Here is a 12,394-nt window from a genome sequence, read left to right as displayed (position 1 = left end):
TATAAAAATGAACAAGGACACATTCTCGCCCATTCCTATACTTGGTGCAATAAAAATGAGTAGTAATGGAAGTACACAACCTAATATCATCCAAAGCGTATGTGATTTCATCTTTTATATAATTTGAGTTAACATTACTATCGCCATTACAATCATAATGGCATTTTCAATAAATGTGGCTTCGGTCATTGGTAATTTTAATGCCGTTCCAAGACAAGCACAACGAATTGATTTTTTATCCAAAAGCGTTTTAGTAACGCCAACCGTTGTGATACTTAATATTATTAGGGTAGCTATAAGGGCAATTTCAATTTCAAAACGCATTAAGAACATCAAACCCAGAGCAGTTTCTATGAATGGGTATATCCAACCATATATTGAAACTCGTTTTGCCAATGGGTCATACATTCTGAAGGATTCAGGGAAATTCTTTAAATCTAGCATCTTGAAGAAACTGAACACTATGAAAAACAACCCCATAAAATCCAACATTACGGCATTACCATCCCAATTTTTATAATGCAACAAAATACTTGCAGTTGCTATGTAAAAAAGGATGAGCAATAATGGTTGCAATTGTTGCAGTTTTGATTTTTGCTCTGTTTCATCCATAGATTGGGATGTCATCTGGAAAACATTTTTGTTTTCCTTTTCCGAAAGCGTATATTTTTCCGGTAATGCTTTTTTAAGAACTTCCGTAGCAACGTGGCTACTCATTGTAACTTCAGCTTCAGCTTTTTCGAGGTTAACAGTAACGTTGGTAACGTTATCTACGTTGCCCAAATATTTTTCTACCGAAGCCTTACAGCCTCCGCAGGTCATTCCTTTTATGTTATATGTATGTGTCATTGTTCATTTTTTTTTAATGATTATTACACAAAATTAATTTCGGCAATCCATCTTCATTTGTAAAATTCTGGATAATCCTTACACAATTTGGTCTAAGGATTTTCTGTTCCATTTTTGCAGGTTCTTAAATACTGTCATTGACATTCCTGTTACATTTTTGAATTGTCTCGCCAAATGACTACTGTTATTATAGTTCAAGCTGTATGCTATTTCTGAAAAATTCAACTGCCCTAACTGTATCAGTTCTTTTACTTTTTCAATCTTTAAGTTGATTTCATATTTTTCAATGGTTAAACCTTCAGTTTTACTGAACAACTTGCTCAAAGCCGAATAGGATTTATTAAACCTTTTAGTCAAAAAAGAGGAAAGGTTTGCATTGTCTTGATTTTCGATTTTTTGTATGAGTACAATCTTTATTTCCTCTATCAAAATTTCTGTTTCATCCTTTATGATTTCAAAACCGTGTTTGTTCAGCACTTCTTCCAACTCTAATGCTTGGATGCCTTTCTTTTCGTTTAGAACAATTTGCCCGAGTTCAACAGATTTTATGTCACAACCCAATACTTCCAACTCACGTAATACAGTTGATTTGCATCTATCGCATACCATATTCTTTATGTTAAGGGTTTGTTCCATATTTCTTTTATAGTGCCTGAAACGGGAAGGGCTATTAACCAATCAACCAGTATTTCCTTCCCATATCAGGGCTTTATCTTAAATTTTCTTTTAGGTTCTTCATATAATCAATAATCAAGGTCTTTTCAGATTTGGACAACTTAGCATCCTTGTGAATCAATGTGTAAGATGCTAGTGGCATTTCATCATCTTTAACCTGACTAATTATTGACTTTAGTTTGCTATTTTTTCTTCGGTTAGAATATGTGTCCCATTCATTGAAATTCAATTCTTCCTTTCCATCCTTTATGTGGTTTTCTAAAAACCAAGCAGCAGGTTGTACTTTATTGTACCAAGGATATTTTGTGTTATTACTATGACAATCATAGCAGGACTCTTGTAATATTGCGCTTATGTTTTCTTGAGTGTTGTTTACTAACAAGAAGTCGGTTTTTGGCACAGTATCACTTTGATTAAGGTCTGTGGGCACAAACTGTATGCCCACAAATCCAATCAATAAAATCAATGCTATGATTTTTGTAATTTTCATTTAGTTAATTTCTCGCTGCACCTTTCCGCATTTCAACATCTGGCTTCCATAATATGGATTTCGTACTTCTTCCTTTGTACTCAACCAAGCTGTACCGCCATCATACATCGGGCAAAATTGCTCGTATAGTTTCACTTTTGTTCCTGTGATAGCTACCATATCCGTAACATCCTTACTCAAGACTTTAAAATGCTCACGCTGATGTTTAATATCGCTTTCGCTGATGTGTTCAGCGTGCTCGATAGCATCTTCCATAATATCCTTTAATTCAGACTTCTCTTTACTTGAAAAGCTAGATGCGTCAAACGATTTTAAAGATTGAGCCAATACATTACCCAATTCCTTTGCCTTTGCATTATCGTCATTTACTAAAGCATCCTTAAGAGCCATATAATCTGCCAAAACTTTTTGTGCACCTAAGTTCTGCGTATCGGAATCCATCATATCATTGGATTTATCCATTTTATCGTGGTTCATTTCGGAATGTGTTGTACTATCTTGCGCATTTTCCTTTTTGGTGTCTTTGCAAGACATTGCAGTTAGGCTTAAAAATGCCATCATCATAATTGTTGTTGTTAATCTTACTTTTTTCATTATTATTAATTTTAAATTATACTTGTTTTTTAGTTACTTAAATAATTGACTATTGTTGTTTTTACATAGTAGGTTTTAATGGATTCTATTTGGTTTATTTGAAACTTTAACTGTAATTCCTGAATGTCCAGAACATCATTAAAATCAATGGTTCCAGTTTCATAGCTTTTGATTAATATTTCTTCGGCATCATTAGCTTGCTTCAGATTCTTCGTCTGAGTTTTGTAGCTGATTCTTGCTGAGATTCTATCGTTTACAGCTTTGTCCAAAACTGTTTCCAATTTGTTCAAACGTTCTTGTTTCTGAGCAGTTATTTCCTGCTGTTGTAATTGGTTTTGTTTTGTTTGCGATTTGTATTTTTTGTTGAAAATTGGAATTGACACTGATACCATTGGCATTACAATGTCTTTTCCGTTATCACTAAAATCCATATTTGGTCGTTTGTCAACGTTGACATAATCCAAACCAAAACCAATCATAGGAAGGCTTTCCTTTTGATTTAATAATTCTGACTGCTCAACAGATTGGTAGAGCTTGTCATATTTTATCAGTTCTGGATGCAGGGATAAGTTTTCTGTATTAATCAAAGTAGTTTCAGAAGGAATCGTCAATTCTTGAACTACATTCACCACAATATCCTTATCACGGTTTAAAAGTTTATTGAGTGCCGTTTGTTCTGCCAAATACTGTTGAGCTAATACTTCCTTTAATTGTTCCAACTCATTTTGACGCATTTGTAATCGCAATACATCCACCGCTGAAGCTTTACCGACTTCAACAGAGGTCAATGCCAGAGTCTCATAGGTTTCGAGCAATTCAATATTTTGCACCAAGACCTTTTGCTTTGCTTTGTTTGCATACAAATTGTAATAGGATTGCGATACAGAAGCGATTAATTTTCTTTTGGCAATAACAATGTCCTCGTATTTGGCATCGGCCAATGAACTTACATAGTTTTCCCTTGCAGTTATCGAACCAAACCAGGGTATCATTTGTTTTGCCGATACCTTAAAGCGTTGAGCTCCTGTCCTTGTCTCAGGTTCACTAACAAAATATCCAACTCCAAATTCAGTGTTTGGAATCGTGTTTACTTCGTTCACTTTTTCAGAGACAATACTATATTGCAATTCAAATTTTTGAATTTCTGGACTGTTTTTCAATGCTTTCTCGATAAGAGTTTCCAATTGCTGTGCATTTGAAAAACCAAAAGTTAAAAGCCCTATCCCTATTAAAATTATTTTCTTCATTTCGCTACTTTTTTAAGTTGTGCCTCGTGTTTCCAACTGTATAATACAGGAACAACAAACAGTGTAATTAAGGCGATGACCATCCCGCCAAAACTTGGGATTGCCATAGGAATCATTATATCGCTTCCACGTCCTGTGGATGTTAGAACTGGCAGTAATGCCAAAATGGTGGTTGCCGTGGTCATCAAACAAGGACGAATACGTTTTTCTCCAGCTTCTACTACGGAAGCTCTAATTTCCTGTTTCGTTTCTGGTGTATTTCTATCAAATGTTTGGGTTAGGTAAGTTGCCATTACTACACCATCATCGGTAGCAATACCAAATAGCGCGATGAAACCGACCCAAACGGCAACACTCAGGTTAATGGTGTGCATTTGAAATAGGTCTCTTAAATTTTCTCCAAAAAAACTGAAGTTTAAAAACCAGTCCTGACCATATAGCCAAATCATTACAAAACCACCTGCAAACGCTACTGCAATGCCTGTAAATACCATTAATGATGTGGCTACCGAACGGAACTGGAAATACAAAATCAAGAAGATAATAAGTAGAGCCAACGGCACCACTACTGATAATGTTTCTTCTGCTCGCAATTGATTTTCATACGTTCCAGTGAATTGATAGTTGATGCCTTTAGGTACAATTAATTCCCCAGAATCTATCTTTTGTTGAATTAGAGTCTGGGCATTTTCAACCACATTGACTTCTGCAAAACCATCTAATTTATCGAACAGCACATAACCAACTAAAAAGGTGTCTTCACTTTTAATGACTTGTGGACCTTGCTCGTATCGAATTGATGCCAATTCGCTCAGTGGAACAGGACTTCCTTTTTCGACAGGTACATAAATTTGTTTTAAATCGTTCGGGTTGGCTCGCAATTCTCTTGGATAGCGTACACGAACACCATAACGTTCACGGCCTTCTACCGTTTGTGTTAACACCATTCCACCTACAGCAACTTTCAGCACATTTTGAACATCATCTATGGATATGCCATAACGAGCCAGTTTATCCCTATCTATATCAATTAATAAATAAGGCTTTCCAACTATCCTATCTGCAAAAACAGCTTCTACTTTAACACCTTCAGCTTGTTTTAAAATATCTTCTAATTGAATTCCAAAAGCTTCAATTTGCTTTAAATCTTGCCCTTTTACTTTAATTCCCATTGGAGCACGCATTCCTGTTTGAAGCATTACCAATCGGGTTTCAATGGGCTGTAATTTGGGTGCTGAAGTAACGCCTGGTAACTTGGTTACTTTTACTATTTCTTTCCATATATCGTCAGGAGAATTTATTTCAGGTCGCCAGTTTCGATAGAATTCACCATTGCTATCTTCGAGTAATTGTGAGCTGTCGAATGTACTGAAAGTAGCATTTTCAGAATTATTAGGATTTGCAATAAATCGCCCATCCTTCAATTCAAATAATCCGTCGTCATTTACTTTATAGCGTTGCCGATTTCCTTTTTCGTTCAATGCATATTCTGGTTTATACTGAATAACATTTTCATACATTGATAATGGAGCAGGGTCTAAAGCTGACTCCGTTCTACCTGACTTACCAACAACGGTTTTGATTTCTGGAATACTGGCTACCGCCATATCTAACTGTTGTAAAATCCGTTTGTTTTCTTCAACTCCTGAGTGGGGCATAGAAGTTGGCATCAACAAAAATGAACCCTCATTTAATGATGGCATAAATTCTTTCCCTGTATTTTTCATAATGGAAAAACCAGCAATGACAATAAGTGTAGGTATTGATAGAAATAATAGTTTATTGGCAAGAGCCCACCTTAAGATGCGTGTGTATTGTCGTCTGAATAGGGTGAATGCTCCTAATAGTCCGAAGCAAATAACCCCAACAAAAATTAAATTCCAAAGGATGCTTCTGTCTACACCAAGTGGTCGCCAATATTCTGCTAACAAGAATACAATTGCAAAAGCAGAAATCCCTATGTTTAATAGATTGGAACGTTTTTCTGTAATTCTGTTCTGTGATTTTAAGAAGGCAGTAACGCCAAACGCAATTAGAATTATACCTAACCAAGAACCAAAAATTAAGGCCGCTATTCCTAAGACAACTAAAAGACCATTGATTATATAACCTGATAGTTTCTTAAGGCTTTTCTTTCTAAACAAGAATGCTGCAAAAGGCGGAATTAAGAATAGGGCAACAATAATGGAAGCCGTTAACGCAAATGTTTTTGTGAATGCCAATGGTCTGAACAATTTACCCTCTGCACCAATCATTGTAAACACAGGGATAAAACTAATAATGGTGGTCATTACCGCCGTTACAATTGCACCAGAGACTTCCGCAGTAGCAGTATAAACAACGGTGTTTATAGGTAGCTTTTCATTGTTTTCATCAAGATGCCTGATAATGTTTTCAGAGAGTATGACACCCACATCTACCATTGTGCCAATAGCAATAGCGATACCTGACAATGCTACTATGTTAGCATCAACTCCGAAAAGCTTCATTGCAATAAAAACCATCAAAACTGCAACGGGTAGAAGTCCAGATATAAGTACCGAAGCTCGAAGATTAAATACCATAATGATGATGACCAAAATGGTAATTAGTATTTCTAAAGTGAGGGCTTCGTTAAGTGTTCCAAGAGTTTCTTGTATAAGTTCTGTTCTATCATAAAAAGGCACAATAGTCACTTGTGAAGTCCTTCCGTCACTCAGAACTTTTGACGGTAACCCAGGGCTTAATTCATTTATTTTCTCTTTTACATTATTGATGACTTCCATCGGGTTGGCGCCATATCGGGCTACAATAACTGCTCCCACAACTTCCGCACCTTCTTTGTCCAACATTCCTCTGCGTGTTGCTGGGCCTAAAGACACTTTACCAATATCCTTAATTTTGATTGCCGTATAATCTTCTGATGTAACGACTGCATTTTCTATATCCGATACAGATTTCACATACCCCAAGCCACGGACTAAGTATTCAGCTTGATTGATTTCTATAGTTTGAGCACCTATATCTTTATTACTTTCCTTTACGGCTTTTACAACGTGATGTAATCCGACATTATATTGTCGCATCAGTTCCGGATTGACATCAACTTGATACTCCTGAACATAACCACCTATGGATGCTACTTCTGACACACCACTTGCTGAAGACAAAGCATATTTTACGTAGTAATCCTGTATGCTTCGCAATTCGTGTAAATCCCATCCGCCCGTAACCTTACCGTTTTCGTCCCGACCTTCAAGAGTGTACCAAAATATTTGACCTAAACCTGTAGCATCAGGACCCAAAGCTGGGTTGACTCCTTCTGGAAGTAGCCCACTAGGTAATGAATTTAGCTTTTCTAGAATTCGACTACGACTCCAATAGAATTCTATATCTTCTTCAAAAATGATATAGATACTCGAAAAGCCAAACATAGACGAACTTCGGATGGTTTTCACCCCTGGAATACCCAAAAGTGATGTTGTTAATGGGTAAGTAATTTGGTCTTCTATGTCTTGAGGGGAACGACCATCCCATTTAGTGAAAACTATTTGCTGATTTTCGCCAATATCTGGAATGGCATCCACAGCTACAGGATTAGCTGGTAAAAAACCAGTATCCCAATTAAAAGGTGCATTTACAATTCCCCAGCCTATAAAAAGGACGAGTAATAGTACTGCAACGAGTTTGTTTTCTATTAGAAATTTTATGCTTTTGTTTAGCATTGACTTGATAATTAAATAATTAGACATTGGTGCTAAGAAAACACCGAATACAAGGAATTATCCTAATGGAAATAATCCACTGGATAAAAAAGTCTATTATTTAAAAATCAAATTAAGTATGTCTCGTCAAGCTTGTAGATTTGCCTGACAACGAGAGGAGGCCTATATTCTTCATAGGAAACAACCTTTTTATCTAAACTTTCAAAAAGGTTGATGTAAGTGTAAACAAATGAAGCAACAAAAACTTGTTGGTCAAAAGATAGCTTGTCAAAAGTTATGTTTAATTCATCTTGACCATCAACTGTCAACTGTTCATCAGAACAGCAATTTTTTACCTTAATGGAACATCCCTCAGTTGAAGGGTTTTCCATTTCCATCCCACAACCTTTTGCCTTTTTGAAAATGGCAGTTTCTACCAAAGAATCTCCACAATAATGCATATCAATAGTAAAAGACATTGTAGAGAAAAGCACTACAATAGCCATTAAAAAGGATGATATTTTATGAAAAATTTGCCTCATTGATTAAGCAAAGGTACAAAATTTTAACATTTTTTATTGGGATTAACAGAATTTTAATTTCGCAAAATAGCTAGTTCCAACGCATTCGTTGTAATCTAACAGCGTTCAAAATAGCTAATAATGCCACCCCAACATCTGCAAATACAGCTTCCCACATTGTAGCTAATCCACCTGCTCCTAAAATCAGAACAATTACTTTTACGCCAAACGCTAATATGATGTTTTGCCATACAATTTTACGAGTGGAACGACTTATTTTAATAGCTCTAACTACTTTAGATGGTTGGTCGGTTTGAATTATCACATCTGCCGTTTCAATAGCGACATCACTTCCTAAACCACCCATTGCAATACCAACGTTACTTGCGGCTAAAACCGGTGCATCATTAATGCCATCACCAATAAATGCTACTTTATTTTCTGAATTTTGTTTTAAGGTCTCAACTTCATTTAATTTGTCTTCTGGTAGCAATCCTCCTTTAGCATTTTCTACACTTAATTCTTTTGCTACTTGTTGGGTTATGGAATCTTTGTCTCCAGAGAGCATCATTATATTTTTAATGCCTACTTTATGCAATGCGGTAATCGTTTCTTTAGCATCTTCTTTTAATTCGTCTGCTATCACCACATAACCAGCAAATTGATTATCGATTGAAACCAATACTATAGATTCTACAATATTTTCAATTTCAGTTGGAATATCAATATCATTAGCAATCATTAAGGCTTTATTTCCTATTAAAACGATTTTACCTTTTACTATTCCTTTTAAGCCTTTACCTGCAATTTCAGAAACTTCTTTTGCTTCATAGTTATCTCCATTTTCTTTATACTTCATAATAGCTTTTGCAATAGGATGAGTTGACTGTTCTTCCATAGCCATTAGGTATTTCATAAATTCAGATTCTTCCCAACCTATAGACTTGATTTCCTTGATTTTGAAAACACCTTTGGTAACAGTTCCCGTTTTGTCCATTACCAAAGTATTTATCTTGGTCATAGCATCTAAAAAGGAAGCTCCTTTAAACAAAATACCATTTTTTGAAGCTGCACCCAATCCACCGAAATAACCTAAAGGAATAGAAATCACCAATGCACAAGGGCAAGAAATCACCAAGAAAATCAATCCTCTGTACAACCAATCCCTAAAGACGTAATCATCTACAAAAAAATAAGGGATGAATGTTACACCTATCGCTAAAAACACGACAATTGGTGTATAAATTCGTGCGAACTGTCTGATAAATAATTCCGTTTTTGATTTACGTGCAGTAGCATTTTGGACCAAATCTAATATTCTGGCAATAGAACTATCTTCAAACTTGTTAGTGACTTCAACTTCAATGACACTTTCTAAATTAATACTGCCCGCATATACTTTTCCTTCTTTTAAAACAGAATCTGGTTTGCTTTCTCCAGTTAAAGCAGCCGTATTTAATGATGCTTTTTCGGATAATAATATGCCGTCCAAAGGAATTTTTTCGCCCACACGAATTTGAATCTTCTCACCAATTCTCACATCTTCTGGTGAAACACTTATATAGTCTCTTTCACGAAATACATTGGCTTCTTTTGGTCTAACATCCAGTAATGCCTTTATATTACCTTTTGCTCTGTTGACTGCCGCATTTTGAAATAATTCACCAACTGCATAAAATAACATTACTGCCACACCTTCCGGATATTCACCAATAATAAATGCACCAATAGTGGCTATGGACATTAAAAAAAACTCGGTAAAGAAGTCACCTTTTTTAATGCTTACCCATCCTTCTTTTACCACAGGAAAACCCACGGGGATATAGGCCACCACATACCAAAGAATACGAATCCAACCAGAAAAATGAGGAAATGCTTCAAAATAATCTATAGCAATACCTACTATTAACATTACAAAACTGAAAATAGCTGGCAAATAGGTGTTAAAAGTTGAAACGCCTTTAGGACTGCTATGATTATGCCCATCGTCGTGACTATGTTCTTCTTCTGAACTTGGTTTTAAATCTCTTAAATTAAGTTTCTTTTTTTTCATTATTATTCTAATTCTTCAAATGCAAATAATTATATCCAACGTCTAACTTTTTTTGTATACTCCAAATAATCATTTTTAAATTCTCGTTTTAAAAATTCTTCTTCTAATCTAATTTGGGTATTTATACTTATTTTCGATAATGAAATTATCAATAATGTAAAAGCATTTGGAATCACTAAAAACAAACCAATGTTTGCAATCATAATCCCAAGAAATATTGGATTTCTGGAAACCGAAAATAATCCCTTAGTTACTAATTCCGTCTTGTTCTTTTCGTCAATACCTATTCTCCACGAATTAGCCATTTGTGATTGAGCAACCCAAACTACAATTAGAGAAAGAATTAAGAATCCCCAACCTATTTTAGACAAAGTATCATTTTCTAAATACCAGAAAGGAAGTAAATATTTGTACCACTCAAATTTAAAAGCATAAATACCAACAACAATCAGTTCTAAAAGAGATATTACAATGAATACCTTACCGTTATAACCGTGAGCATCATCTGTTTTGTTAAAGGTTAGAGGATTTACTCCTGTCTTTACCTTTAACCAAACTGACCTTATTACAAATACTAATAGGAAATATACTAGCAGGTATACAAATAACACCATAGAGTTTTATTTACATAATTAAAAGCAAAAGTGCTCAAAAATCAAATGCAATGGAAGTGCATTATTGCCCACTACATTTATCACACATACCTTTCACCACTAGGTTTATATTTTCCGAAACAAAGCCATTAGGGACTTTTATTTTAGGGATTTTATGCTCTGTTAAGCAAATGGTTTCATTACAGTTATTACAATGGAAGTGCAGGTGTAAATCCGTTTCAATTTCACAGCTGCAATCTTGTTCACATAGTGCATATTTTACTATACCTGTACCGTCGTCTATTTGGTGTACAATATCTTTTTCTACAAATGTTTTAACTGTTCTATATAGTGTTGTTCTATCTGCCTTTTCAAAAGCGTTCTCAATATCACTTAACGTTACGGCCACCTGGTTTTCCGCAAGGAACTTATAAATTAATAAACGCATTGCAGTAACACGTATGTTTTTTGACTCTAATACTTGTTCTATTGTTTCCATAATTAATGTTCGTGTTCTGCTTCACCTTTTTTCATTTCTGCAATAAGGTAATATGCATTATTATAAGCAAATTTTGTGTTTGGTTTTATTTCTTCGGAAAATTGAACTGCTGTCCAATTGTTATCTTTTGCTCCCAAAATAACTTCAACTGGCTTAAAACTCCAATCGTCATTTTCCTTTTCTGCTGAAAAAACATAATACCTATCACCTTCTTTAATAATGGCACTTTCAGGTAATGCTTTTGTCTTGGTGTTCTCTACTTGAATTTTACCTTGAATATACATCCCAGGGATTAAGTTGCCTTTCTTGTTTTCAATTTCCGCGTGAACGTGAACTGCTTTTGGATTGTCTTCAAAAGTTTTGCTAACGGAATAGATTTCTGCTGTAAGTTCTTCATCCGGAACGGATTGTATAGTAAAAGATACTTTCTGACCTCTTTTTACTTTATACACATCCTTTTCAAACACCATTAAATCAGCGTGCACGTGATGCGTGTTTACAACTTCAAATAACTCGGTTTGAGGCTCTACGTATTGGCCTGTTTTTACTTCAACCTTTTGTACAAAACCTTCAATGGGACTACGCAATGCAATTTGTTGAGCAATAGTACCATTACGGACTGAAGTGGTATTGACGTTTAGTATTTTTAATTGGGCAGCTAATCCGTTTACCATTGCTTTTGAAGCATTATATTCTGCTTCTGCCTTTTGAAAATTAGCACCAGAACCTACACCTGCATCGTATAATCTTTTTTGACGCTCATAGTTTTTTTTCAAAAAAACACTATTACTATGGGCATTTAAGTAATCAGTTTGCAGTTTTATAATATTTGGGTGAGAAAGGTAAGCTACTACTTGACCTTTACTGACTTTATCGCCTTCAATTACTTTAATCGATACTACATTAGCACCAACCACAGAAGTTATAGCAGCTTCGTTTTGTGGTGGCACTTCCAATGTTCCATTAGCTTCTACATAGCCACTCATATTGCGTAATGTAAGCGTGTCAATTTTCATTTTTAAAGCATTGAGCTGCTGTTTTGAGAGCACAACTTCTTCTCCTTCATTTTGCGACTCCTTTGCTTCAGTTTTTTGGGTATGACCATCTGAGCCATTTTTATTTCCACAAGCGGTTACTAAAATTGAAGCTATAAATAGTATTAAAAATTTATATGATGTATTTTTCATTGT

At 35.2% G+C, this 12,394-nt stretch carries 11 protein-coding genes; all 11 read right to left on the bottom strand.

Annotated elements, in window-relative coordinates; all coding sequences use genetic code 11:
* Window positions 1-114 precede the first annotated feature (114 nt).
* Window positions 115-849 (bottom strand): heavy-metal-associated domain-containing protein, encoded by a 735-nt coding sequence (locus EGM88_RS07645; protein ID WP_123897392.1) that lies wholly within the window; start codon window positions 847-849, stop codon window positions 115-117.
* Between the two features lie 78 nt (window positions 850-927).
* Complete coding sequence (locus EGM88_RS07640; RefSeq protein WP_123897391.1) at window positions 928-1,485, bottom strand: helix-turn-helix domain-containing protein; 558 nt, start codon at window positions 1,483-1,485, stop codon at window positions 928-930.
* A 73-nt stretch (window positions 1,486-1,558) separates the two neighbouring features.
* Complete coding sequence (locus tag EGM88_RS07635) at window positions 1,559-2,014, bottom strand: heme-binding domain-containing protein (RefSeq protein WP_123897390.1); 456 nt, start codon at window positions 2,012-2,014, stop codon at window positions 1,559-1,561.
* Complete coding sequence (locus tag EGM88_RS07630; protein ID WP_123897389.1) at window positions 2,015-2,608, bottom strand: DUF3347 domain-containing protein; 594 nt, start codon at window positions 2,606-2,608, stop codon at window positions 2,015-2,017.
* A 29-nt stretch (window positions 2,609-2,637) separates the two neighbouring features.
* Window positions 2,638-3,855: a TolC family protein gene (locus tag EGM88_RS07625; RefSeq protein ID WP_123897388.1), complete on the bottom strand. Its 1,218-nt coding sequence runs from the start codon at window positions 3,853-3,855 to the stop codon at window positions 2,638-2,640.
* Window positions 3,852-7,559, bottom strand: a complete 3,708-nt coding sequence (locus EGM88_RS07620) for an efflux RND transporter permease subunit (RefSeq protein WP_123897387.1) — start codon at window positions 7,557-7,559, stop codon at window positions 3,852-3,854. The genes EGM88_RS07625 and EGM88_RS07620 overlap by 4 nt, the downstream gene beginning before the upstream one ends.
* Before the next feature lie 107 nt (window positions 7,560-7,666).
* Complete coding sequence (locus EGM88_RS07615) at window positions 7,667-8,080, bottom strand: HYC_CC_PP family protein (RefSeq protein WP_123897386.1); 414 nt, start codon at window positions 8,078-8,080, stop codon at window positions 7,667-7,669.
* Between the two features lie 70 nt (window positions 8,081-8,150).
* Entirely contained in the window at window positions 8,151-10,112 is a 1,962-nt protein-coding gene (locus EGM88_RS07610) for a heavy metal translocating P-type ATPase (RefSeq protein WP_123897385.1), read from the bottom strand.
* Between the two features lie 29 nt (window positions 10,113-10,141).
* Complete coding sequence (locus EGM88_RS07605) at window positions 10,142-10,726, bottom strand: methyltransferase family protein (RefSeq protein WP_123897384.1); 585 nt, start codon at window positions 10,724-10,726, stop codon at window positions 10,142-10,144.
* A gap of 61 nt (window positions 10,727-10,787) precedes the next feature.
* On the bottom strand, window positions 10,788-11,204 hold the full coding sequence (locus tag EGM88_RS07600; RefSeq protein WP_118504981.1) for a Fur family transcriptional regulator: 417 nt from the start codon (window positions 11,202-11,204) through the stop codon (window positions 10,788-10,790).
* Between the two features lie 2 nt (window positions 11,205-11,206).
* Window positions 11,207-12,391, bottom strand: a complete 1,185-nt coding sequence (locus tag EGM88_RS07595) for an efflux RND transporter periplasmic adaptor subunit (protein WP_123897383.1) — start codon at window positions 12,389-12,391, stop codon at window positions 11,207-11,209.
* Window positions 12,392-12,394 lie beyond the last annotated feature (3 nt).

Source organism: Aureibaculum marinum, from assembly GCF_003813905.1.
Classification (GTDB): domain Bacteria; phylum Bacteroidota; class Bacteroidia; order Flavobacteriales; family Flavobacteriaceae; genus Aureibaculum; species Aureibaculum marinum.
Note: the sequence above shows the minus strand (reverse complement) of the source record. Positions and strands in the feature narration are given on the sequence as shown.